Below are 24331 nucleotides of genomic sequence, written 5' to 3'. Positions count from 1 at the left end.
TCACGGGAGACGGCCGGCGACGAACACCGGTGGCGGGTCCGGACGCTGCCGGGACCGACACTGTGGAGACCGGGCAGACGGCCTCCACGCGATCAACCATGGAAGAGGCGTATTCCCCGTGCCACATCAGCCACAGCACCCCATCCCTGAAGAATTCGCAGGTAACGAGTGGCTCGTCGACGAACTGTTCGAGAAGTACCGGACGGACAAGAACTCGGTGGACGAGAAGTGGTGGCCCATCTTCGAGTCGATGAGCGCGGACGACGGCACCACCACGGATCAGCCGGGCGCCGCGAAGGCCCCGGCGCCGAAGGCCGCCCCGGCCCCCGCCGCGAAGCAGGCGCCCCCCGCGCCGCCCCGGGCCGCCGCCCCCCAGCCCCCCGCGGACCGGAAGGCCGCCCCCGGAACCGCTGCCCGGACCTCTTCCGCCCCCACGGCGAAGCCCGCGGCCGCGCCCGCGCCCACCAAGTCCGGCGCCAAGGCGGAGGGCCGGCCCGAGACCGACCACGGTGAGTCCGAGGCCGCGGAGGCGAAGAAGCCCATTCCGGCCCAGCCCGCCCGCGCCCGCGCCACGGCCCCCAACCACGACGCGCCGGCCGAGGACAAGGTCGTCAAGCTCCGCGGCCCCGCGAAGGCCGTGGCCGCGAACATGGACGCGTCCCTCACGGTGCCCACCGCCACCACGGTCCGCGCCGTCCCGGCGAAGCTGCTGATCGACAACCGCATCGTGATCAACAGCCACCTCGCCCGCAACCGCGGCGGCAAGGTGTCCTTCACGCACCTGATCGGCTACGCCGTGATCAAGGCGCTGGCCAACTACCCGTCCCAGAACGTCGTCTACGACGAGCAGGACGGCAAGCCCGTGGCGGTGCACCCCGCCCACGTCAACTTCGGCATCGCCATCGACATCCCGAACAAGGACGGCTCCCGCAACCTCGTGGTGCCGAACATCAAGGGCGCCGAGGCGATGTCCTTCATGCAGTTCTGGACCGCGTACGAGGACGTCGTCCGCCGCGCGCGCGCGAACCAGCTGAGCATGGAGGACTACCAGGGCACCACGGTGTCCCTGACCAACCCCGGCGGCATCGGCACGGTCCACTCCGTGCCGCGGCTGTCCAAGGGGCAGGCGTGCATCGTGGGCGTGGGTGCCCTCGACCACCCCGCCGAGTACCGGGGCTCCTCCCCCAAGACCATCGCGCGCCACGCGGTCTCGAAGATCATCACGCTGACCTCGACCTACGACCACCGCGTCATCCAGGGCGCGGGCTCCGGGGAGTTCCTGCGCCTGATCGAGTCCTACCTGCTGGGCGGGGACGACTTCTACGACGAGATCTTCGAGGCCCTGCGGATCCCCTACGAGCCCGTGCGCTGGGCCGTGGACAACCAGGTCAACCCCGAGATCCAGGTCAACAAGGTCGCCCGGATCCAGCAGCTCATCCACGCCTACCGGGTCCGCGGGCACCTCATGGCGGACACCAACCCGCTCGAGTACGTGATGCGCAAGCACCCGGACCTCGACATCCGCACCTACGGGCTGTCCCTGTGGGACCTGGAGCGCGAGTGGCCCACCGGGGGCTTCGGCGGCGCGGACGTCCTGAGCCTGCGCACCATCCTGGGCCGGCTGCGGGACGCCTACTGCCGCACCCTCGGCGTGGAGTACATGCACCTGCAGGAGCCGGAGGAGCGCGAGTGGTTCCAGGACCAGCTCGAGCACGGGTACCAGAAGCCCAGCCGTGAGGAGCAGTTCCGCATCCTCGGCCGGCTCAACGCCGCAGAGGCGTTCGAGACGTTCCTGCAGACCAAGTACGTCGGCCAGAAGCGGTTCTCCCTCGAGGGCGGCGAGTCCCTGATCCCGCTGCTGGACGAGATCATCTCCGACGCCGCCGACGCCGGGCTCGCGGGCGTGGGCATCGCCATGGCTCACCGCGGCCGGCTCAACGTGCTCACCAACATCGCGGGCAAGTCCTACGCCCAGGTCTTCCGCGAGTTCGAGGGCAGCCAGGACCCGCGCACCACCGAGGGCTCGGGAGACGTGAAGTACCACCTCGGCACGGAGGGCTCCTTCACCTCCGACAACGGCAACGAGACCCAGGTCTACCTCGCCGCGAACCCGTCCCACCTCGAGGCCGCCGACCCGGTCATCGAGGGCATCGCCCGGGCCAAGACCGACGTCCTGGGCGCCGGGCCCGAGGGCGACGGCACCTTCCCGGTGCTGCCGATCCAGGTGCACGGCGACGCCGCCTTCGCGGGCCAGGGCGTCGTGGCCGAGGTGCTGCAGATGGCGCTGCTGCCCGGCTACACCGTGGGCGGCACCGTGCACGTGGTGGTGAACAACCAGGTGGGCTTCACCACCGCACCCGCGGCGGCCCGGTCCACCACCTACGCGACGGACATCGCCAAGGGTCTCCAGGCGCCGATCTTCCACGTCAACGCCGACGACCCCGAGGCCGTCACCCACGTGGGCCAGATGGCGTTCGCGTACCGGCAGACCTTCCACAAGGACGTCATCGTCGACCTCGTGTGCTACCGGCGCCGTGGTCACAACGAGGGCGACGACCCCTCGATGACCCAGCCGCTGATGTACAACCTCATCGAGGAGAAGCGCTCGACCCGCAAGATCTACACCGAGAACCTCGTGGGCCGCGGCGACATCACCCAGGAGGAGGCGGACCGGGCCCTGAAGGACTACCAGGAGCGGCTGGAGCGGGTGTTCGCCGAGACCCACGAGGCGCAGACCTCCTCCATCCCGCTGGTCACCGGGGACTCCGCCGCGATCTCGAACATCGAGCGGCCCTCCGCCCAGCAGGCCGACTCCGGGATCTCCATCCCCCGCACCACGGCGATCTCCACCGAGGCCGCCCAGCGGATCGGCACGGTGCACGTGGAGGTCCCCGAGGGCTTCGCCGTGCACAAGAAGCTGCGCAAGCTGCTCGAGCGCCGCGAGGCGATGACCCGCGAGGGCGGCGTGGACTGGGGCATGGGCGAGCTCATGGCGTTCGGGTCCCTCATGATGGAGGGCATCCCGGTCCGGATGTCCGGCCAGGACGTCCGGCGCGGCACCTTCACCCAGCGCCACGCCGTGTTCTACGACTCCGGCACCGGCGCGGAGTGGACCCCGCTCAACCACCTCTCCGGGAACCAGGCGCAGCTGGCGATCTACAACTCGCTGCTGTCCGAGTACGGGGTGCTGGGCTTCGAGTACGGCTACTCCGTGGAGCGGCCCGACGCCCTGACCGTGTGGGAGGCCCAGTTCGGCGACTTCGTCAACGGCGCCCAGATCATCCTCGACGAGTTCGTGGCCTCCGCCGAGCAGAAGTGGGGCCAGCGCTCGTCGCTGGTCATGCTCCTGCCGCACGGCTTCGAGGGGCAGGGCCCGGACCACTCCTCGGCCCGCATCGAACGCTTCCTGACGCTGTGCGCCGAGAGGAACATGGTCGTGGCCAACCCCTCGACGCCCTCGAACCACTTCCACCTGCTGCGCCGGCAGGCCTACAGCCGCCCGCGCAAGCCGCTGGTGGTGGCCACGCCGAAGCAGCTGCTGCGCCTGAAGGCGGCCGCCTCCCCGATCGAGGAGTTCACGTCGGGCGGGTTCCGCCCGGTGATCGGCGACCAGGCGGGGCTCGAGGCCTCCGAGGTGACGGACGTGGTGCTGGTCTCCGGCCGGCTCTACTACGATCTCGCCGCGGCCCGCGAGGAACGCAAGGACCGGAGGACGGCGATCGTGCGGGTGGAGCAGCTGTACCCGCTGCCCCTCGCCGAGATCCGGGAGGAGCTCGGCAAGTACCCCGGGGCCCGGCTCACGTGGGCGCAGGACGAGCCCGCCAACCAGGGCGCCTGGCCGTTCATGGCGGTCAACCTCGTGCCGCAGCTCGACCGCCCGGTCCGGCTCGCGTCCCGGCCCGCGTCCGCGTCCCCGGCCAACGGGTCGGCCAAGCGCCACGCGGCCGAGCTCGAGACCCTGGTGCAGACGGCCTTCGAGCGCGACTGAGCCCGTCCCGGGAGGGCGGGGGCCCGTGCCCCCGCCCTCCCGCACGTCCCCAGCGAGTCCGGCGCCGGCCCGTGCCCACGGGCCGGCGCCGCTCGTTCCCCAGACTTCCCGCACCCCCGACCAGAAAGAACGACGTGGAGCAACGAAGGATCAGAATTGTCGCAGTCGGTGACGAACTGCTGGCCGGCGAGGGCGACCCCCGGGGCCTCGGCTGGTTCGGGCGGGTCATGGCCCGGACCCCGCACCACGTGGTCCCGGTGTCCGCCTACAACCTGGCGGCGCCGGGCGAGGGCAGCGAGTCGCTCAACGAGCGCTGGTTCGAGGAGGCGGCCCGCCGCTTCTCCCCGGGCCACGACAACCGACTGGTCATCGCCCCCTCCACCCTGGACATCGACCTGTCCATCACGAGTGCGCGGTCCCGGCTGAACATGGCCAACATCATCGACACCGCCTCCCAGCACAACGTGCGGGTCCTCGTCGTCGGGCCCCCGCCCACGATGGACGCCGAGCGCAACCGCCGGATCGCGGACCTCTCGGCCGCCTACGCGGACGTGACGACCCGGCGCAACCACGTCTACGTGGACACGTTCAACCCGCTGCAGCACCACGAGCAGTGGCGCAAGGACCTCGCGGCCAACCACGGCCACCCCGGCCAGGCCGGCTACGGGCTGATGGCGTGGCTCGTGCTGCACCGCGGCTGGTACGACTGGCTCGACCTGCCCGAGCCCCAGTGAGCCCCGGCCCTCCCGCATGTGAGACAATGGCGGGCAGTGCCCTGTCCGGCCGCCGCTGACATCACCAGACCACGCGGGAACGGACGCCGACACCCACGATCCGCCGCGGGCGACCGCGGACAGAATGGAGGCTCGTATGAGCAAGCGCGGACGCAAGCGCAAGGACCGCCGCAAGGGCGGCGCCAACCACGGCAAGCGCCCCAACGCCTGAGGTCCTCTCCCGGACCCCGGCGACGCCGTGACGGAAGGGCCCCGGACCGCTGACGCGGTCCGGGGCCCTTCCGTGTGCGCGGGGCAGTCCGTGTGCCCGGGGTCCCGGCCGGGCGGGCGCAATCCGCGGCGCCGCGCTCAGGCGGCCGGTGGGTCCTGCCGCTCCCCGTGCAACCGGGCGAGGATGGAGACCCTCAGGTCGGCGGGCGCGGTCTCCGCGCAGGACCGCCGGACCACGGAGCGGATCACGCATTCCAGGTCGTACTCGCGGGCGCACTCCCGGCATTCGAGGAGATGGCCGTGGATCTCGTCGAGGTCCTCCGCCGGGAGCACTCCGTCGAGGTACTCGTAGATCAGCCGGATCCTCTCGTCCGTGCAGCATCCGGGGCTCTCGCAGTCGGCCATGTCTACTTGTCCTTTTCCTTCTTCTTGTCGCCGGTCACCCTGGACGTGTCGAAGCCGCGCTCGGCGGCGTAGTCGGCGAGCTTCTCGCGCAGCAGCTTCCGCCCGCGGTGCAGCCGGGACATCACCGTCCCGATCGGCGTGTCCATGATCTCGGAGATCTCCTTGTAGGCGAAGCCCTCCACGTCGGAGAAGTACACCGCCAGCCGGAACTCCTCGGGCAGCTCCTGCAGGGCGCGCTTGACGTCGCTGTCCGGCAGGTGGTCCAGCGCCTCGACCTCCGCGGAGCGCAGCCCCGAGGACGTGTGGGACTCGGCGCGGTGCAGCTGCCAGTCCTCGACGGTGTCGGTGTTCGCCTGCAGCGGCTCGCGCTGGCGCTTGCGGTAGAGGTTGATGTACGTGTTCGTGAGGATCCGGTACAGCCACGCCTTGAGGTTCGTGCCCGGCTTGTACTGGTGGAACGCGGAGAAGGCCTTCGTGTAGGCCTCCTGCACGAGGTCCTCGGCGTCGGCCGGGTTGCGAGCCATGCGCAGGGCCGCGGCATAGAGCTGGTCCACGTACTCCATGGCGTCCTGCTCGAATCGCGCCTTCCGGTCCTCGGCGGTCTCGGTCTCGACGTCGACGGGCGGGTCGGTGCGCTGGGGCGCGGCCCCCGGCTGGTTCTGCTCGTTCATCACGGACCAGTCTACGGGGACGCGCGTGCGGGCCCGGGCCGGCACGAGAAGGCTCGTGGGGGCGGTGATGGCTGCTCCTCTCCCCCGGCCGTGCGGGTGCGCTCACTGGACTGTGGTGCCCGTCCCTGACGGGCCGGTCGCTGTCCTGCACAACGGGAGACACCGTCACCCCTATTCCCCGCCCCGGGAAGCGCGCTCACCCCAGGCGCGGTCCCCGTGGCTAGGATGGGACGAGCGGCGCCGTCCGCCGAACCAGACCCGCCCGACACAGCCCCGCGGTACCGTCCGCCGCCGAGGAGGAACCCATGAGCATCGTCCGTCGCATCGCCCGACCGCTGCTGGCCACCGGTTACGTCGCCAACGGGATGGAGAGCTTCCGCTCCTCGTCCAGTGCCGCCCAGCACCTCGCCCCCGCGGCGTCCGCGGTCACGAAGGCCTTCCCGCAGGCCGGCCCGGCACTCCAGAACCCCGCGGTGGTGGCCCAGGGGCTCGCCGCCGCACAGGTGGGCGCGGCCGTGCTGTTCGGCCTCGGCCGGCTGCCCCGCCTCTCGGCCGGCGTCCTCGTGGCCACCACGGCCCTCAACGCCTACGCCGACTACCGCGCCGCGGAGGCGAGCACGGCAGAGCAGAAGGCCGCCCGCCGCTCCACGGTGTTCAAGAACGCCTCGCTGGTGGGCGCCGTCATGCTCGCCGCCGTGGACACCGAGGGCAACCCGTCCCTGCTGTGGCGCGCCGAGCACCTCGCCGGGGACGTCCGCAAGAACGCCTCCAAGCTCGGCAAGGACACCCAGAAGCAGGTCGCCAAGGCCGAGAAGGCCCTGCAGCACGCCGTCAAGCAGGGCTAGGCCACGGTCCCCCCGTCGTGATGCCGTCGGAGCCCTCCGCCCCCGCAGCCCGTCCCGCCGCTGCGGGACCGGCCCCGCAGCACGAGCTGTGGCCGGCCCCGTTCGTCGGTCCCCGCCCCGTCGTCGCCGAGCTGACGGTGCCGGGCTCGAAGTCCCTCACCAACCGGTATCTGCTGCTCGCCGCCCTGGCGGACGGTCCGTGCCGGCTGCGCTCGCCCCTGCACTCCAGGGACTCCCGGCTCATGATCGGGGCCCTGCGCGCCCTGGGGGCCCGTGTCGAGGAGGTGCCGGGTGACGGCGGCTTCGGCCCCGACCTGGTCGTCGAGCCCGCCTCCTGGGACGCCACGGAGCCGGTCACCGTCGAGTGCGGGCTGGCGGGGACCGTGATGCGCTTCGTGCCGCCCGTCGCCGCCCTCGCACGGCGCCCCGTCACCTTCGACGGCGACCCGGGCGCCCGGGTGCGCCCCATGGGGCCGGTGATCGACGCCCTGCGCGGGCTCGGCCTGCGCGTCGAGGACGAGGGCGGGGGCAGGCTGCCCTTCACCGTGCACGGCACCGGCGGCGTGCGCGGCGGGGAGCTGGAGATCGACGCCACCGGCTCGAGCCAGTTCGTCTCCGCGCTGCTGCTCGCGGGCGCCCGCTTCGACGACGGGCTCGTGCTGCGCCACCGCAGCGCCGACGGCTCGGGCCGCGGCGTGCCCTCCATGCCGCACGTCGGGATGACCGTCGAGGTGCTGCGCGGACTCGGGGTCTCCGTGGACGACTCGCAGCCCGACGTGTGGCGGGTGGCCCCCGGTCCGGTGCGGGCCTTCGACGTGACCGTCGAGCAGGACCTCTCCAACGCCGGGCCCTTCCTGGCCGCCGCCGTGGTGACCGGAGGACGGGTCGCGGTGCCCCGCTGGCCCGCCCGGACCACCCAGGGCGGCGACCACTGGAAGCACATCCTGCCCGCCTTCGGCGCGGCGGTGGACCTGGCGGACGGAACCTTCACCGTCACGGGCCCGGACACCGTGACCGGGGTCGACCTCGACCTCGGCGAGGCCGGGGAGCTCGCACCCACCGTCGCGGCCGTGTGCGCGGTCGCCGGCACGCCCTCGCGGCTGCGCGGCATCGCCCATCTGCGCGGTCACGAGACCGACCGGCTGGCCGCGCTCGTCGCCGAGATCAACCGGCTCGGCGGCGACGCCGAGGAGACCGCGGACGGGCTGGTGATCCGGCCGGCGCCCCTGCACGGGGGGACGTTCCACAGCTACGAGGACCACCGCATGGCCACCGCCGGTGCCGTGATCGGCCTCGTGGTCCCGGACGTCCGGGTCGAGAACATCGCGACCACCGCCAAGACCCTGCCCGAGTTCCCGCAGCTGTGGGCCGAGCTCACGGGCACGAGCCGTGACGCGTAGGGACTCCGTCCGGCGCGACTGGGACGAGTCCGACGTGCGCGTCCGCCCCAGCAAGGCCGGCTCCCGCCCGCGGACCAAGGAGCGGCCGGCGCACGAGGACGCGGTCACCGGCCGGATCGTCACCGTGGACCGCGGCCGCTACACCGCGATCCTCGAGGAGGACACCCCGAGGGAGCGGCTGGTCGTGGCCGTGCGCGCCCGGGAGCTGCGCCGCCGGCCCGTGGTCGCCGGCGACCTCGTGGGCCTCGTCGGTGACGTCAGCGGCGCCCCGGACACCCTGGCCCGCCTCGTGCGGATCGAGGAGCGCGCCACCGTCCTGCGCCGCAGCGCGGACGACACCGACCCCGTCGAGCGGGTCGTGGTGGCCAACGCCGACCAGCTCGTGGTCGTCGTGGCCGCCGCCAACCCCGAGCCCCGCACCGGGTTCATCGACCGCTCCCTCGTGGCCGCCTACGACGCCGGCATCGAGCCGCTGCTGTGCATCACCAAGACCGACCTGCGGGACCCCGCGGAGCTGATCTCCCACTACACGGCGCTCGAGCTGCCCGTGCTCGTCTCGGGGCCCGCCCGGGACGTCCCGGCCGACGACGACGGGACCACGCTGCCCCTCGACCGCGGGCTCGTCGAGGCGCTGCGCGAACGCCTCGACGGCCACGTCTCGGTGCTGCTGGGGCACTCCGGGGTGGGCAAGTCCACCCTCGTCAACGCCCTCACGGGCGCCGACCGGGCCACCGGCGGGGTGAACGCGGTGACCGGGCGGGGCCGGCACACGTCGTCGTCGGCCCTCGCCCTCAAGCTCGAGGACGCCTCGCCGGGGTCCTGGATCATCGACACCCCCGGCATCCGCTCGTTCGGCCTGGCGCACGTGGACCACGACCGGATCGTGGAGTCCTTCGACGAGCTCGCCGAGGCGATCGCGGAGTGCCCCAAGGGCTGCCGGCACACGGGCACCTCCCCCGGCTGCGCCCTGGACGCCTGGGTGGCGCAGGGCCGCGCCGGGGACGCGGGCGAGTCCCGGCTGGTCTCCCTGCGCCGTCTGCTCGGGGCCGGGGAGCGCCCCGGGGAGTCCCGCGAGGACAAGGAGCTCGGCGTCCAGTGACCCGCCGGGCGGCAAGGCACCCACCCCCGTCCGACCAGGCTCGGGACGGCGCTTCGGGGTAGGTTGGTCCAATGCGCAGCCCCAGCAACTACACCGACGACCTCCGCCTCGCCCACATCCTGGCCGACGCCGTGGACCGCCTGACCATGCGCCGGTTCAAGGCCCAGGACCTCGCGGTGGAGACCAAGCCCGATCTCACCCCCGTGACGGACGCCGACCGCGAGGCCGAGCAGCTCATCCGCGCCCAGCTGGGGCGCACGCGCAACCGGGACGCCGTGATCGGCGAGGAGTACGGCGCCACCGGCAGCGGCGCCCGGCAGTGGGTCGTGGATCCCATCGACGGCACCAAGAACTTCGTCCGCGGCGTGCCGGTGTGGGCCACCCTGATCGCCCTCGTCGACGAGGGCCGGCCGGTGGTCGGCGTGGTCTCCGCTCCGGCGCTCGGCCGCCGCTGGTGGGCGGCCTCCGGCACGGGCGCGTTCACCGGCAAGTCCCTGGCCAACGCCCAGCGCATCCACGTCTCCCAGGTCGGGCGGCTGTCCGACGCCTCGTTGTCCTACTCCTCGCTGACCGGGTGGCGGGAGCGCGGCGTGCGCGACCGCTTCCTGGAGCTCACCGACGAGGTGTGGCGGACCCGGGCCTACGGCGACTTCTGGTCCTACTGCCTCCTCGCCGAGGGGGCCGTGGACATCGCCTGCGAGCCCGAGCTCAACCTGCACGACATGGCCGCGCTCGTGCCGGTGGTCGAGGAGGCCGGCGGCCGGTTCACGTCCCTCGAGGGCGAGCCCGGCCCCTTCGGCGGCAACGCGCTGGCCACCAACGGGCTGCTCCACGACGAGGTGCTCGGGATGCTCGCCACCGGCTCCTGAGCCGCCCGGACGACGACGGGGCCCGCACCGGTCGGTGCGGGCCCCGTCGTCGTCGGTCGTCGTCCGTGCCCGGCAGGGGTCAGAGGTCCTGGCCGGTGAGTCCCATCTCCCGCTCGATGCACTCCTGGAGCGCCGCCTGGTCCGTGGAGTACTGCGAGCAGGCCTCCATGGCCGGCCCGAACTCCCCGAACAGTGCCCCGAAGAGCACGAGGAACAGGACGCTGGCCAGGATCGCCAGGACGCTGAGCACGATGCCCACGATCGGCAGGGCCTTGGACGCGCCCGGCGTCCTGCCCAGCTTGCGCAGCGCCACGATGCCCAGCACCAGGCCCACGAGGCCCGGGACGAGGCCGAGCACGAACCAGCACGTCAGCAGCGCGACGATGCCCAGCACCAGCGAGGCGATGCCCAGCCCGGTGCCGGCGGGCCTCGGGCTCGCGCCGTACTGGTTCATGTCGTACTGCCCCTGGTAGCCCTGGCCGCCGTACTGGCCCTGGTCGTACTGCCCTTGGTTGTACTGCCCCTGGCCGTAGGAGTCCTGACCGTACTGCCCCGGGTTGTACTGCCCCGGGTTGTACTGGCCCTGATAGCCCTGCTGCCCCTGGTTGTACTGGTCCTGGTTGTACTGGCCCTGGTAGCCCTGCTGCCCCTGGCCGTACTGCGGCGTGGAGTACTGGTCACCGGCTCCCTGACCGTAGCGCGGCTCGTAGGAGGGGCCGGAGGGTGCCCCCTCAACTCGCTGGCCGTACTCGGGCACGTCCCCGCGGCCGGAGCTCGACGACCCGCCGGCACCGGTGCCGCTCTGGTCTGGCGTGTTGTCGTTGTGGCTCATGGCGATGCCCTTTCAGTCGTCGTCGGTACGCCTCCAGCTTGTCACACCACCCACCGCGGACCACCTCTTCCGGCCCTCCAACGGTGAGTGCGGAGCGGACGGGCCAGGACCCCGGAGTGGCGCCGTCCGCGGAGCGGGGTCGAGGGCTCCAGGACGCGTCCAGGTCGCACGGGCCTTCCGCACGTCTCCGGCGTGTTCCGGGGCTTCGTGCGATGCGCTGCCGATCAGCATGCCCTCGCGCCGACCGTGGAGCCACGGTCCTGCGACGACGCCGGCGATCGTGATCGCCCCGGAGACCTCCCGGCCTCCTGCGTCACCGGTCGGGACCTCGTGCGGGGACCCACGACGGGTGGAGTCGGCGAGGAAGGACCACGCTGCGTGGTGCCCATATGCACCGCAGGACGCGTTCTCCGGGCGACGTGGACGCGCATCGGCGCACCGGTCCGTCGGCGTGCGTTGTCGCAACCGGTCAGCGCCTCGGCCTCGTGAGGCAGGGGCCGCGCCCCGCGCCGGCCGTCGGCCGCGGCTGCTGGCACACCTCCTGCTCGAGTCTCGCAGGCGACCGCCCCTCCCGTTGGTCCGGGAGGGGCGGTCGCGTGCGTCGGCGAGGTGCCGCGGGTCGTCTCAGAGCCCTGCGTTCAGCCGGTAGAGGAACGCGGCCATGACGTCTCGGGTGACGGCGGTTCCCGGCCGGTACTGCTTCTGCCCGGTCCCGGTCCCCCAGCCGTAGGAGATGCCGTTGTCGGCCATCCACGCGATCTCCTTGTAGAAGCCGTGGGTGGTCGGCACGTCCACGAAGGGCGAAGCCGTCGGGGGCGTGAAGGCCGGCGAACCGGCCGTCCGGTAGAGGAACGCGGCCATGACGTCTCGGGTGACGGCGGTTCCCGGCCGGTACTGCTTCTGCCCGGTCCCGGTCCCCCAGCCGTAGGAGATGCCGTTGTCGGCCATTCACGCGATCTCTTTGTAGAAGCCGTGGGTGGTCGGCACGTCCACGAAGGGCGAGACCGTCGGGGGCGTGAAGGCCGGCGAACCGGCCATCCGGTAGAGGAACGCGGCCATGGCCTCGCGGGTCGTGGCCGCTCCGGGACGGTACTCCTTCTGCCCGGTTCCGGTCCCCCAGCCGTAGGAGATGCCGTTCTGGGCCATCCAGGCGATCTCCGTCTGGAACACGTGTCCGGCCGGGACATCGACGAACGCGGCGGCCGGAGCCGGGTCCACCGGGGCCGGGTCCACCGGAGCCGGGTCCACCGGGGCCGGGCCCACCGGGGCCGGGTCCACCGGAGCGGGATCCACCGGAGCCGGGTCCGCCGGAGCCGGGTCCGCCGGCGGCAGTTCCTTCGGAGTGGCGGGGCCGCCGGTGACGATGACCGGCACGCTGATCTCGCCGTCGGCCGTGGTGACGGTGACGCTCGCCGGCGGAGCGGCCGACGGGAACGTGCCCTCGAAGATGTTCACGGCTCCCTCCTTCGCCGTCAGCGCGCCGTAGCCTGCGAGGGTGAGGGGCTGGCCCGTGGCGGAGCGGGCGGCGACGTACAGATCGGCGCCGTCGTAGTTGGCCTCGAGGACGGTGATGCCCACGGGCTTGGTGACCTGAACGGTGCTGCTGGTCGTGGGGTCGTCGCCCACATTCGTCACACGCACCGACGTCGGTGCCGCGCCGGTGTACGGGATGCGGGCGTAGAACCGGTTCGAGCCCCGGTCCGTGACCATGGGCGTGGTCTCGAACGTGCCGGCCTGCCCGTCGACCTGTATCTGGGTGCCCTCACTGGTGGCGAAGACGTCGAGGTGTTCCCCGTTGAGCACCGCCTTGTCGGCATTCACCCCGTGGTTGGTGGAGATCTTGCCCATGACCGAGAACTGGTCGGTCGACAGGTTGAGCCCCCCGCCGGACACCGCGAAGAAGTTGGTGCCGAAGGGGCTGCCGACCACTGCGTGCTCCACGTCCGGGTCGCCGAGGTAGCCCGCCGGGGCCGCCGGTGCCACGGCCGGGTCCCACTTCAGGAACGGGCCGATGTTGCTCCCCAGCGGGGTCTGGAAATTGCCGATGGCCGGGGAGATGTCCTCGACCAGCTTGCCACGGCCGTCGGCGTCGGTGTCGACGGTCATCTGGCCGTAGGGGTGGGTGAAGGTCAGCGTCGTGTTGGGCGGGGCGTCCCGCACGGTGACCCGTTGCCGGCCGAAGACCACCTGGTCGCCCGGCTGGGCCACCTCGTTGGCGAACGCGGCCTCCAGGGCCAGGACCAGCACGGCACGTCCTCCGCCGGGCAGCTCCAGCTCTGCGCCCGCCAGCTGGTAGAACGCCTCCCCGGGGAAGTTGTCCGGGAAGGAGATCGGCTGCGACAGGTCCGGGACGTCCTCCGGCAGCAGGCCGCACAGGCGGTTGGCGGAGTCGAGGCACAGTTCGGTGCGCGTGCCGGTGCTGTCCTGGTACCACGAGGGGAAGCCGTGGTCCGTGTTGATGGGCCCCACCGCAGTCAGTTGGCCGGGGTTCTTCAGGGTGACCTCCGTGGCGGCTCCGGCGACGCCGAAGCTCGTGACGGCCAGGGACAGGCCCATGGACGCCGCGAGACCCCGGCGGAGGGTACGACGCCGCAGCGGTCGCGGCGTAAGAAATGGTTTCAATAGTTATGGGTGAGGCATTGAGCGGTGCCTGCCTGACTGGTGATCATGGCTGCCATGACGAGTCAGAAGGCCTCCGGGCGGCTGGTCAGCGACCAGTTGTGGGAGTTGCTGGAACCCTTGGTCCCACCGCCCCCGCCGGCGAAGAACGGGCGCACCGGGCGACCGCGCGTGGATGACCGAGCGGCCCTCAACGGCATCCTGTTCGTGGCCGAGAACGGCATCGCGTGGAAGAAGCTGCCCGTGGAGCTGGGCTTCGGCTCCGGGATCACCTGCTGGCGCCGGCTACGGGCCTGGCAGGAAGCCGGGGTGTGGGAGAAGCTGCACCACGCCGTGCTCGAGCAGCTCGGGCACGATGGGGCGCTGGACTGGTCGAGAGCTTGCCTGGACTCGGTGAGCGTCCGGTTGAAAAGGGGGGCGAGCTGACGGGGCCCAACCCCACGGATCGCGGCAAACTCGGCACGAAGTACCACCTGCTGGTGACAGCTGACGGACTGCCGCTGGCGGTGGCCATCACCGGAGCCAACCGCCACGACTCCATGCTGGTCGAGCCGATCCTGGACAGTTTGAGCCCGGTCAAGGGTCGAGGCCGCGGCCGTCCACGGCGCCGGCCGGTCAAGCTGCACGCGGACAAGGCCTACGACAACAAACGGGTGCGCCGCTACCTTCGCCGGCGCGGGATCACCGCCCGCATCGCCCGCATCGGCGTGGACTCCAGCGAACGCCTCGGCCGGCACCGCTGGGTCGTGGAACGCACCATTTCCTGACTGCTGGCCTTCCGACGCCTGGCCGTGCGTTACGACCGCAGCGCCACCACGATCACCGCGGTGGCCACTTTGGCGATCACCATCATCTGCGCCCGGCGACTGCCCCGGAAGGACTATTGAAACCACTTCTTAGCTTGCCGTTTAACCCTTGATTTGCTGGTGTTCCGTGCCGGCGGTGTCCCGCGTGATGGTTTTTCCGACGTCGTGGCGGGTCGCCCGGCACCGGTTCTTCATCCCGGGTGGACGTCCCGGTCCTGGGTGGGAGGGTTTCGGCGCGCTGGCCGGCTGACTGGTCTTCGCCCGCAGGTGCCGAAACCCACGCCGCACCCGAGCCGGAGTCAGCCGCTCCGGCGGCAAGGGCTTCTCCCAGGGTCGGCGCAGATCAACGGCCAGGTGGCGGGCCAGACGCAGCTGGGTGTGGGCGGCGATGACCAACCAGGTCCAGCGGTCACCGGCCTGAGCGGAGCGGATCTTCGGAGTGGTCCAACCCAGAGTCTGTTTCCAGAAGCGGAAGGTGTGCTCCAGATCGAAGCGGCGTAGGTAGGCCTGCCAGCATCGGGTAACCTGCTCAGCGTCGGCGCCGGCCACGGAGGACCACAGCCACAGCGGTTTGGCCTCGCGCTGGCCTGGCAGGTGCTCGACGGCCAGCCGGATCACCGTGCCCTCCACGATGGGCAACGACCCGTGGTGGTCGGCCCAGGAGCCGCGATGCGTCAGCCGTGGATGCATCCGGTCGAACGAGATCGCCTCGGCCTGCCCGTAGCGCGCTGTGGCAGTAGTCGTCCGGGTCGTAGGGGCAGGCCAGCCGTGAGGCTCGCCGAGGGCCATCACCGTCCCGTGTCGGCGAGGTCGTCCGCCGTGGGGATCGGTGCTGCGCGGCGGAGTGGGTCCGAACAGGACCCGATCGGCGCGTAGCCGTCCCACCAGATGCACGGGCAGATCCGCCAGCACGAAGGCCAGCCGGGCCACGTCGTAGCCGGAGTCCATCACCACCATGATCGCCGGGTCCCCGGCACGCCAGTGCCCGGCCTCGCGCAACCGACCCACGACCGCGCGCAACTGGGCGGCCGTGACCGCGGTCGCGTCGGTGCCCGGGTCCAGCCGTACCGCATCCAGGATCGCGGTCCAGCTGGTCGGCCCGCTCTCCAGGGCAGCCACCACTTGGTAGGGCCAGCCCGGGATCCGTTGATCGGCCGAGCGCCCGCGACCCCGCCCGTAGACATGGCAGAACATCCGGTCCGCGCAGGTCGCAGCGTTTGGGCGCAGCCATGGTGAAACATCGACGGCCAGCACGATCCGTGTCCCGAACAGGTGCGGCACCGGCAGCCGCACCAGTTGCTCGCGCAGCCGGTCGGCATCGACGTGCCCGCAGTTGAGCCCGTCGTAGAGCGCGCCGTGGCCCCGGCGAAACTCGGGAGCGAGGCTGAGGTCCACCAAGGTCTTCACCGGGCCTTCGGCGCACAGCACGGCCTCGGTGAGCTCGAACAGCTCATCAGCGCGTCGGGTCAGGCACCGATACAACACGCCGCGGAACTGGCGAAGTAGACCAGTCTCCACCGCCGCCGGGCCCTGGCCAACGCCAGGACTGAGGACCATACTGCTCATTGCGGCCACCGCCGTTCCTTTGAAGCCTCGCAACTTCCAAGGATCACGCGGTGGCCGCCCTCATGCCAGACCCCGGCCTGAATCCGGCACGCTCACCAGCATCAAGGGTTAAACGGCAAGCTTAGTCACTGCCGATCTTGGAAGGTCTCGACCTCATTTCGGAGTCAGGTACTCACGGCGTGTCGCTCACCGCCCCCCACCGCAGGTACGAAGAGCCCCTAAACCATCCCTGCCCGGCCTTGTACCTATCAGCGGTCAACAAGCGCCTCCGAAACCGGCGACAACTCCCCCGGATCATCAATGACAGGGCAAGAAAGCCATACCGGTTCCAACTGCCATATCCCCAGCGTTCGGAGACTGAATAAATGTAACGGGCAGTCAACCTCATTCCATAGTCAGCTATTGCCTAGAATTCTGACACGGTCAATCTTAAAGACCGCCGGGAACGTGGTGTTCTTATCCGGATTTCCCGGATAATCTCCCCCGACGGCCAAGTTCATCACCAAGTACATCGGCTCATCCGGCACCTGCTTGCCTAATACTTGCCATACTTGCTTTCCGTCGAGTAGATAGGTCAATTTGTTGGGGGACCAGTCCAGGGAGATGGTGTGCCAACCGTCAGCCAGAGATCGCCCTTCCGGGAGGAAATAATCCTTCCTAATGGATGGCGCTGACCTGTCTTTTGGATGCAAGTGCATAATCAGGCGGCCCGTATCCTCACCGGTTACTTCTAACATGTCTATTTCTGGCCGCGAGTCCTCGCTTGCAGGAAGGAGCCAGATTGCCGGCCATAGGCCACGCCCCGAAGGCACCTGAAACCTGACCTCGACTTTCCCGTAAGTGAATTGAAGTTTGGACGGCATGTCATGGGCTGGTGGTCCAGTTGTCACCATGCCGGAGGCGAAGGCATAATCCCTGCCGTTGGAGGCCGAAATCTCGCTGCGCTCGGCAGTCATGTGTAGAGCCCCATCGGAAACCTGCACCTGCTGAGGAAGGTACCATTCGAGCTCATTGTTTGTGACGATCGTGCAACCGCGATCCTGCCACCAATGACACGTATTCCAAGTAGAGGCTCCGAGCGTATTCCCATCGAAACCATCGTCCAGCAGGATCCCTTGCTTCGAATTCGCATCAGGATGGCTTCCAACTCTTGGGTCATCTGCTGGCCGTACCCGGACGTCTCCTGGCGTTGTGCCGATGTCAGGGGAGGAGCATCCTGCCAACAACGAGCCAACGATGATGAGTCCGGCCACGATTCCCCAACGAAATTCCCTCGTCGTTCTCATCATCCGATGCTAGCTCCGGCGAACGCATCCCGCCATGTCCTGCCAACACCAAATGGCTTTGGGCGTGCCCCGAGCAACGGACTTCCTCCACCGTGGCATGGGCACGATGGCAACACCAGTTCAGTGCTTCTAGCGTTGGTCCGATTTGAGCAAAACTCCGGGCGTCCTGGCCATCGCATCCACCGCCGACACCGCCCCGGTCATCCTGGCCCAACGCTTGCGCAAGGGCGCGGCGAATTCAGTCCGCGGAGCCGGGCACCTGGTCACCGGCGCCCCAGCCGCCCTGGGCCGCGTCCTCGACGGTACGCCGGTGCTCTGCCGCTTCGATTCGGCCTTCTACGGATACGCCCCCGTCTCGGCCGCCTTGGCCGGCGGGGCCAATGTCTCGGTGACCTTGCGCATGGATCCGGCCGTGAATCGGGCCATCGCCTCCATCCCCGCCGACGCGCGGAAGAGCACCGAATACACCGACGCCATCTTCGACGAGGTCGCCGGCACGTGGACCCTCACAACGGGTCGGTGGATCGAGGCTTACCCCGATGTTTCATGGTGGTGGGTGAGGGCGGTTGGTTCGTGCCGGCGGATGGGTCGGTGGTTGTTTTTGGTTTTCGGGCGGCGTGGTGTGGCCTGTTGTATCGCCTGGTGTGGCGCCGGTTCCACGTCCGGTGGTGGGTTTGTCGTCGGGACGGGACGGGAGCACGCTCAGCCTGGAGCGGCTGGCGGGATCTGTTTCAGGTGCCGGATGTTCACGAGGAGCAGCTTCAGGAGGTCCTTTTCCGGTGCTGATTCCGGGAGGAGGAGTCGGTTGCGGCGGGCGCGGGTGATGATTTTCCCGGCGGTCGTGAAGAGCCGGTAGCGCCAGCGTTTGATGTCCCAGGCTTTGGCGTGGTGATTGCCCGGAAGAGCGGTGAGCTGGATCCAGGAGATCAGGTTGAATGCCAGTGTGGCGATGTTTGCCCAGGCTTGGTTCGCGGCGAAGTCGTAGAACGGCAGCTTGCCCAGGCCCGTGTTTTTCAGGGTCTTGATCCGGTTCTCGCACCGGCCGCGGGCACGGTGTCTGGCGTCAAGGAAGGGTCCGTGCCAGCGGGGTGAGTTGGTCAGGAACGCGGTGATCCGGTGCCCGTCTGTATCGAGGAGGGTGGGCTGCGCTCCTGGGTGCAGCGGCTCGGCGCGCAGGAACAGCTTGGTGCCCGGCGGGTAGTCGGTGAGCGCGATGACGTCGGTGGCGTTGATGACCCACGCATCGGTGCGCTCATGTCCGCTCTAGTCCAGGGCCGGCTGCCAGTGTTGTTTGTTGCTGATCCAGTCGATCATGTGCGCCTTGCCGAACGGCAGGGTGTAGCTGGTGGAGAACTGCACGCCGAGGCTGTGCAGGTGCCAGAGGAACTTCCGTGAGGCGCCGGCACTGTCGGTGCGGACCAGCACCTTCTGTCCGGCCAGGGTCCCGGTTGCACCGTAGAACCCGTCGGGCAGTTGGGCTACCGCGGTGTGGAAGACCCGGATGTGGTCCTCGGCGCTGTTCGCTCCGGCATTGCCGGGCCGCAGCACCGCGGCCAGGATTTCCCCGGAACCCTTGCCGGTTCCGTAATCGACGCTGGCGATGAAGGGGGCGAACCCGTAACCGCCTTTGTAGGTGCCGGCGGCGTTTTCCTTGTCCGAGTGCGAGGTCACCAAGGTGGCGTCGATGTCGATGATGAGTGGGTCCGCGGCGGTCGCGATCAAGGCCGGGTTCGCGTTCCCGGCGGCATTCCAGGCCCGGGTGCGCAGTTCTCTGGTGAGGGTTTCAAATCCGTAGCTGAACAGCTCGGGGTTGACTACGGTGCGTTCGAAGAATCGGGAGACGGTCGCGTTCGACGGCAGCTGACCAATAACCCCGGGAGAGGAACGCAGGATGTCCAGGTCGCAGGCATGTTCGCCTCCGGCGGCGAGCATCGCGGCCAGCGAACCAACCAGCCGGCCGGGTCGGTGTCGTGCGCCGGAGGGAACGAACTGGCCGAGTCTGTCCTGGCACAGCCTGCCGAAACCCAGTGCGTCCATGAAGCCGGTAACGACACTGACTCCGGCGTGGGAGATCAGCGACTGGCCACTGAAACTAACGGGAACCGCCGGGAAAACGAGGGTAGAGTGGTGCATCGAAAAGGTGCTCCTTCACGACCGGGATAAATTGGCTTAGACACCACTATTTTCCCTTGTCGGAGCACCTTTTCGTCTCTTAACACGCCCTTCAACGGCCACCCGATGAAACCACAGGGCTAATGAACGTGAAAGTGTGCCACGCTCCATGTCTTCCCGGCATACGAGACACAGCTGGACCTGTAAGAGAGCGAGCCTCCTCGCTGGCGATGAAGCTATTCTGCCGGTGCGGGGAGATCCGACTACAAACGATGGAATTCATCCGCGGGGGTATTTCCGCTGTCCGAGGTACTTCCGTTGGCCGGGACGCTGAACGAGACGGGATTTAAATTCCTTTCGAAAGGGCGCAACGCCGGGTATGGGCGCGAATCCTCCTAATGTGATGAGAACGAGAATAATAAGTCCTGCGAGAGGCGACCACAAGCCGCTAACAGCCAGCGCGGTTCCCACCAATACTGAAGCGCACAAACTGAGAACGACGGTCATCGCCAGTGTGTCACCGCGATCCTTGAGCTGCATTCGATGGGCCCAGCCGTAGCCTGGCACCAGTAGGCAGAAGGCGGCCATGAGAATCAGCCGTACCTCTGTCACGGCAACAGCAAGAATGCAAAGCAATGCAAAAACAGCGACCGCTGCTGCCAAGGTCCACGCGTTTCGTCCACGCATCATTTTGATCCTGGTTTCGACAGAGTGAACACAACCGCGTCGGAAGTTTCAAAGGCGATGCGGAAACTCTCGCTGTGGCGCAGCGCGAACTCGATCTGCTCAACGCTTCCCTCCGGCATCGACGCTTCGGTGTCCACCGCGATGCCTTGCCCCCGGGTGAGGAGTACGTAGGCATCGGTATATTGCGGGTCGTTGAGCCACTTCTCCAGTTTTCCGGCAGGGTCGGCCAGCAGTTCCGTGGTTGTATCCTCTGGTTCTAGATCAATGGGGACATAGGTGAACTTGTCGTACTCGAGAAAGCGCATCGGGTAATTGGTGCTGCCCTCTACGAGCAATGACCCCGGTTGTGCATGGGCATCCACCCAGGCTGCCGCTTGTACCTCTGCGGGAGTGAAGTAGTTCTGTCGTTCCTTGCCGTAGTAACCCAGGAGGAATCCCGGTACGACCAGGACAGCAGTGACGGTGGCAGCGAGCAGACTGAGCGGGGGGAAGCCACGAGAGCCTCGGGGTAGGCAGGCGTCAGCCCCGAGGAAGGCGATGAACGGCGCCGCGAATAGGAAGGCGCGGAAGAGGACCTCACCGCCAAAGCCGGTCGTCAGGACCAGCAGGGCCGGCAGGACCATGAGCACCGTTGCCGTCACCCGCAGATCTCGCGCGCGCGTACGACGTACAAGTCCCAGGATAGCGACGGCGGAAGCCACGATCACGGTGAAACGCCCGCCCCATACCACCAACAACTCTGTGCCGCTCAATGCCGCCGACTTGTCGAGGGTTTGACCGGCGTTGCCCACTGGGTCACCCAATTCCACAACCAGCTCCTGCAGGTTCACCAGCGTGTAGTCGCGTGCACCTGTCAGGGCCCAGGTCGCGACGAGGACCAACGCGACAAGCGGGAGGTACCAACCCCGGGCGCGGCGAGTTGCGACCAAGGCGCTGACGGCGAAGAGCATCATCAACGGCGTGATCTGGTGGCTGACAGCGAGCGTAGCCACGATCAGGGCAAAGGGCGCGATGTGAGGGCGATGGGTTGGCTGCCGGATGAGTAACCCGATCAGTCCGAGATACAGCGTGAAGGCCAGCGCTTGCGGGGAGAAGTACTCCTGTCCGACCCAGTTGATCAGGAAGAAGAACAACAGCCCGAGCCAGACCAGGGACCGGTTACGGGTCATACCGCGAAAAACGTAGCGCAGGACCAGCAGGTTCATCAGGTTGAAGGCCAAGGGCGCCCAGCTAGCGATCTCGAGAGCGTCGGGTTGTCCGGCCAATGAAGTCAGCAGGGCACTGCCTGCGAAGAAGCCAGGCCAATTGTGATAGATCTGCCCTACGTCGATGCTGGGATCCACGGAGCCGGTGCGAAGAATGTAATCAACGATGCCAACGTGCTTGTATGCCCAGGAATAGCGGAGGGTCCCGTAGAGCAACGGCGGCGTGCCATGTATCAGGGCAATGTAGGTGACGAGGTAGGTGCCCAGCACCCATCCCGGACGGGCACGGTAAAGACTGTAGAGGAAACCGCCGATGAGTAGCACGAGGCCACTGACGATGGCCGCGTTGAACAAGGAGAGTAAGCCCAGTGCCCACATATTCCGAGGGTCGGCTCCCCAGAATCCCAAGATCCACAGAAGGACGGCCGCGAAGGGGACTACGAGGAACACCAGATTGTGCCGCACCGTGACGAAACGAGCTCGACCGCTCGGCCGCGGCATGGATGCGGAAATACGTCCCGGCGTGGCCGGATACGACGGGGAATTCACGGCGGGCGACTGCACGGCTGTCCTGTGTTCGGCTAGCGCCTCCACTGCGGCGCCCCCTTCGGTGACTGGAACTTCTTCCCGTCGAAAAGATCGACCACGGGGGAAATATTGCGTGCGACCCATATGAGACTCACCCTATTTGTCGATGCCCGGGTCAATCCTGCCGAAACGTGCCATAACCAGGTCAGCAGGATGATGTACTCGGTTTCCACGTCTGCGTTGGCCAGAGTCGCGCCGAGGCCGGACAATCCCGAACGGACAGCCTCGGGATTGGCCAGGGCCTCCAGAACGGTGGCACCGAGTTCTCCGGGTTGGTTCGTCAGCCACCAGTGCACGAGGTCGGTATCCGGAATCCCCGAGGGCATCGCGTTTTCCCAGTCAATGATGCCGCTGGTCCTCGGACCCTCAGACGTAGTCGTTGTGAGCACGTTTCCCCCCCAATAGTCGCCATGCACCAAAGCAGCTCGCATCTGGCGCCCGCCTAGTCCCCGTCGGAGTTCCCGCCTCAACCGACCGAGGTTGCGTGCGGCTCCAGGGCGCCGGTACGCGCGCCGTATGACGTCCACCGGCTTCTCGATCCACAGGTCCAAGAGACCCTCATCCACGACGCGGGGCACGCCCGTCGCCTCGTGGATCCGGGCGATGGCCGCAAGCGCGGCCGCACTCACAGCATCAGAACAGGGCGTGGCAGTGTTCGTCACACCTGGCAGGGCCGACTCGAGGACGACCTCATGCCCGTGCAGCTGCGCCCGGCGGATGATCCGAGGAAGCAGGGCCCCTGCGTCGGACTCATGTCCCACGAGAAGTCGCCGAACGGTATCAACATGGTGTTTCAAGCCCTGGGAGGCGAATGTCGACGTGGCGATTTTCAGGATCAGGGGCTGGTATTCACCCTTGACAGCGACGACCAGCGTGTCGGAGTCCGATGTCAATAACGCGGACGTCCGGTCAGCAGGCAACCCACACGCCACGAGGGCCGGCTCCACCAAAAGTTGCGCCTGTTTCTGGTTACGCCGCGTTCGTTGCGCTAGGGGAATTCCCTTCGCTGAATCGAGCATGCCGTGCCACCCGTGTGGTCTTTCCCATAATCCGGTGCGCCCTGAAAGGAGTAGGTACGCGGCCACCAGGGTCTGGTTGCACAGGATCGCGATGCCCACACCTGTGAGGCCCCACAGGTGAAGCCCCATCCAGCTTCCGCCCCAGGTGGCGAGCGCCGTGAATGCATACACTCCCAGGACCGTCTTCATGTCCCCACGTACGCGCGCCGTGCTCACGCTGATTCCCACGATCAGTTGGGGGATGGCCGATATCAGAATCAACTGCAGCGTCGCCGTGGCGTTCTCCGCGTAATCGGTACCGATCAGGCGCAGCACAAGGGGCGCCATCATGACTCCGATGACTGCCGCAGGCACCACCAACTGGGTGCAGTGCAGCAGGGCACACCGAGCATGGACCACGGAACGTTCCGGATCGTGTGCTGATTCGGCGATCAAGGCGCTGCCAACGTTGCTGGTGACCAGGTAGAGCGCGTATCCGATGGTGTTCGCCATGTACCAATGGGCACTGGCCTCGGCGCCGGCGACCTGCAGCACGATAAGGGTCAGGACGTCAGTCGTTGCCAGCCACATCAGGGTCGCCACATGGTCTGGTCCGGCGAAACGCACCAGGGTCGACACCGAGACTTTCGCTTCCGTGGCTGAGCGCGGGTCGGCGGCGGCGATATCCCGGGCAAAATGCAATACCAACGCGCCGACGACGATGACGGCGAGTACAGCCGGGATGATGGTTGCAGCGAAGATCGCCCATACCGCGGCACTAGCCAGTAACGGTAGGACGAGGATCTTGAGCAGGGAGCTTGCCCCATTTGCCAGAGGAACCCAGCCGGGATGACGCAACCCGATCAGAACCTGGTCCTGCAGAACGAAGACCACCCAGGCTGCGGTGCCGACGGCAAAGACAATCATGCTCAGCGGACTCTCGCGCAGGAAGCCCAGTTTTTCGGCCCAGAACGGTTGTCCCATCAGGAATATCCCGGCGGCAAGCATCGCCACCCCGGCGCAGAATGTATAGCAGGTCAGGATGAGCCGCCCCGTGGCTGCCCCCGCAGCAGGAAGAAAGCGCAGCAAGCCGTTCCGCATCCCCAACGTCGAGAAGTTGGCCAGCAGGGTCACGGTTGACATCAGAGCGGCGCCGATGCCCACGGCCGTAGTTGGCAGCCACCGCGCGGCCATGGCCCAGAAGATCAAACCGAGGACCGAAGTGATCGCGGTGCCGATGATCAAGGCGTCTGCGCCGCGACGGAGGGGATCCTGCAGACGGGCTCTCAGTGAACCGGCGAGACTGAATGTGGCGCTAGTCATGACTTTCGACCCTGTCGTGGCCGATAGCGAAATCGGCCGTCGGAGCCAGCTCTGGTCCGTCGGCAAGAAGGACACTCATGCCGAAGAA

General features: G+C 68.3%; 16 protein-coding genes and 2 pseudogenes. 8 read left to right on the top strand and 10 right to left on the bottom strand.

Going from position 1 to position 24331, the window contains the following annotated elements; all coding sequences use genetic code 11:
* Positions 1 to 118: 118 nt before the first annotated feature.
* The 3 genes from ABD220_RS09460 to ABD220_RS18075 all read left to right on the top strand — a co-directional run bounded on the left by ABD220_RS09460 (position 119) and on the right by ABD220_RS18075 (position 4933).
* The gene (locus ABD220_RS09460) at positions 119 to 3988 is read left to right on the top strand and encodes a multifunctional oxoglutarate decarboxylase/oxoglutarate dehydrogenase thiamine pyrophosphate-binding subunit/dihydrolipoyllysine-residue succinyltransferase subunit (protein ID WP_344121953.1); all 3870 of its coding nucleotides are present in this window, start codon (positions 119 to 121) and stop codon (positions 3986 to 3988) included.
* Between the two features lie 134 nt (positions 3989 to 4122).
* Positions 4123 to 4722, top strand: coding sequence for a GDSL-type esterase/lipase family protein (locus ABD220_RS09455; RefSeq protein WP_298583601.1), 600 nt, complete (start codon positions 4123 to 4125; stop codon positions 4720 to 4722).
* 136 nt (positions 4723 to 4858) lie between these two features.
* Entirely contained in the window at positions 4859 to 4933 is a 75-nt protein-coding gene (locus ABD220_RS18075; protein WP_095343185.1) for a 50S ribosomal protein bL37, read from the top strand.
* Between the two features lie 137 nt (positions 4934 to 5070).
* Here the strand turns inward: ABD220_RS18075 and rsrA are convergent, their stop codons facing one another.
* Together rsrA and ABD220_RS09445 are read right to left on the bottom strand one after the other, a co-directional pair.
* Positions 5071 to 5337: a mycothiol system anti-sigma-R factor gene (gene rsrA / locus ABD220_RS09450; RefSeq protein WP_344121949.1), complete on the bottom strand. Its 267-nt coding sequence runs from the start codon at positions 5335 to 5337 to the stop codon at positions 5071 to 5073.
* Positions 5338 to 5339: 2 nt separating this feature from the next.
* A complete protein-coding gene (locus ABD220_RS09445) occupies positions 5340 to 6008 on the bottom strand; it encodes a sigma-70 family RNA polymerase sigma factor (protein WP_344121948.1) in 669 nt (222 codons plus the stop codon).
* A 305-nt stretch (positions 6009 to 6313) separates the two neighbouring features.
* On the opposite strand from ABD220_RS09445, the gene ABD220_RS09440 reads away from it, so the two are divergent.
* The 4 genes from ABD220_RS09440 to hisN all read left to right on the top strand — a co-directional run bounded on the left by ABD220_RS09440 (position 6314) and on the right by hisN (position 10221).
* The gene (locus ABD220_RS09440; RefSeq protein WP_344121946.1) at positions 6314 to 6853 is read left to right on the top strand and encodes a DoxX family membrane protein; all 540 of its coding nucleotides are present in this window, start codon (positions 6314 to 6316) and stop codon (positions 6851 to 6853) included.
* A 20-nt stretch (positions 6854 to 6873) separates the two neighbouring features.
* On the top strand, positions 6874 to 8253 hold the full coding sequence (aroA, locus tag ABD220_RS09435) for a 3-phosphoshikimate 1-carboxyvinyltransferase (RefSeq protein WP_425552544.1): 1380 nt from the start codon (positions 6874 to 6876) through the stop codon (positions 8251 to 8253).
* A complete protein-coding gene (gene rsgA / locus ABD220_RS09430; RefSeq protein ID WP_344121942.1) occupies positions 8243 to 9352 on the top strand; it encodes a ribosome small subunit-dependent GTPase A in 1110 nt (369 codons plus the stop codon). Before aroA ends, rsgA begins: the two co-directional genes overlap by 11 nt.
* Before the next feature lie 71 nt (positions 9353 to 9423).
* The gene (gene hisN, locus ABD220_RS09425; protein ID WP_344121940.1) at positions 9424 to 10221 is read left to right on the top strand and encodes a histidinol-phosphatase; all 798 of its coding nucleotides are present in this window, start codon (positions 9424 to 9426) and stop codon (positions 10219 to 10221) included.
* A 79-nt stretch (positions 10222 to 10300) separates the two neighbouring features.
* Here the strand turns inward: hisN and ABD220_RS09420 are convergent, their stop codons facing one another.
* From ABD220_RS09420 to ABD220_RS09410, 3 genes are all read right to left on the bottom strand, one after another.
* Complete coding sequence (locus tag ABD220_RS09420; RefSeq protein WP_344121938.1) at positions 10301 to 11053, bottom strand: DUF4190 domain-containing protein; 753 nt, start codon at positions 11051 to 11053, stop codon at positions 10301 to 10303.
* Positions 11054 to 11677: 624 nt separating this feature from the next.
* Entirely contained in the window at positions 11678 to 12001 is a 324-nt protein-coding gene (locus tag ABD220_RS09415; RefSeq protein WP_344121936.1) for an S-layer homology domain-containing protein, read from the bottom strand.
* Entirely contained in the window at positions 12002 to 13609 is a 1608-nt protein-coding gene (locus ABD220_RS09410) for a hypothetical protein (protein ID WP_344121934.1), read from the bottom strand.
* Positions 13610 to 13729: 120 nt separating this feature from the next.
* Here ABD220_RS09410 and ABD220_RS09405 point away from each other — a divergent pair.
* Positions 13730 to 14559, top strand: a pseudogene (locus ABD220_RS09405) (IS5 family transposase).
* Positions 14560 to 14580: 21 nt separating this feature from the next.
* Here the strand turns inward: ABD220_RS09405 and ABD220_RS09400 are convergent.
* The 5 genes and pseudogenes from ABD220_RS09400 to ABD220_RS09380 form a co-directional block, all read right to left on the bottom strand.
* Positions 14581 to 16044, bottom strand: coding sequence for an NF041680 family putative transposase (locus ABD220_RS09400; protein WP_344122077.1), 1464 nt, complete (start codon positions 16042 to 16044; stop codon positions 14581 to 14583).
* A gap of 395 nt (positions 16045 to 16439) precedes the next feature.
* Positions 16440 to 17297 carry a glycoside hydrolase family 16 protein gene (locus ABD220_RS09395; RefSeq protein ID WP_344121933.1) on the bottom strand — a complete coding sequence of 286 codons (858 nt, stop codon included), beginning with the start codon at positions 17295 to 17297 and terminating at the stop codon, positions 16440 to 16442.
* 735 nt (positions 17298 to 18032) lie between these two features.
* Positions 18033 to 19463: pseudogene (locus ABD220_RS09390) on the bottom strand (IS1380 family transposase).
* Between the two features lie 665 nt (positions 19464 to 20128).
* On the bottom strand, positions 20129 to 21898 hold the full coding sequence (locus ABD220_RS09385) for a hypothetical protein (protein ID WP_344121931.1): 1770 nt from the start codon (positions 21896 to 21898) through the stop codon (positions 20129 to 20131).
* Between the two features lie 17 nt (positions 21899 to 21915).
* Positions 21916 to 24243 (bottom strand): phosphotransferase, encoded by a 2328-nt coding sequence (locus ABD220_RS09380; protein WP_344121929.1) that lies wholly within the window; start codon positions 24241 to 24243, stop codon positions 21916 to 21918.
* Positions 24244 to 24331: the final 88 nt, after the last annotated feature.

Origin of the sequence: Kocuria aegyptia, from assembly GCF_039530085.1 — a bacterium.
Classification (GTDB): Bacteria; Actinomycetota; Actinomycetes; order Actinomycetales; family Micrococcaceae; genus Kocuria; species Kocuria aegyptia.
This window is presented reverse-complemented; position numbering and strand designations above follow the sequence as displayed.

Coding starts and splice junctions, on each gene's coding strand:
- rsrA (WP_344121949.1), bottom strand. CDS start 5,337: ATGGCCGACTGCGAGAGCCCCGGATGCTGCACGGACGAGAGGATCCGG.
- ABD220_RS09445 (WP_344121948.1), bottom strand. CDS start 6,008: ATGAACGAGCAGAACCAGCCGGGGGCCGCGCCCCAGCGCACCGACCCG.
- ABD220_RS09420 (WP_344121938.1), bottom strand. CDS start 11,053: ATGAGCCACAACGACAACACGCCAGACCAGAGCGGCACCGGTGCCGGC.
- hisN (WP_344121940.1), top strand. CDS start 9,424: ATGCGCAGCCCCAGCAACTACACCGACGACCTCCGCCTCGCCCACATC.
- ABD220_RS09410 (WP_344121934.1), bottom strand. CDS start 13,609: ATGGGCCTGTCCCTGGCCGTCACGAGCTTCGGCGTCGCCGGAGCCGCC.
- ABD220_RS09440 (WP_344121946.1), top strand. CDS start 6,314: ATGAGCATCGTCCGTCGCATCGCCCGACCGCTGCTGGCCACCGGTTAC.
- aroA (WP_425552544.1), top strand. CDS start 6,874: ATGCCGTCGGAGCCCTCCGCCCCCGCAGCCCGTCCCGCCGCTGCGGGA.
- ABD220_RS09400 (WP_344122077.1), bottom strand. CDS start 16,044: ATGAGCAGTATGGTCCTCAGTCCTGGCGTTGGCCAGGGCCCGGCGGCG.
- ABD220_RS09380 (WP_344121929.1), bottom strand. CDS start 24,243: ATGACTAGCGCCACATTCAGTCTCGCCGGTTCACTGAGAGCCCGTCTG.
- ABD220_RS09415 (WP_344121936.1), bottom strand. CDS start 12,001: ATGGCCGACAACGGCATCTCCTACGGCTGGGGGACCGGGACCGGGCAG.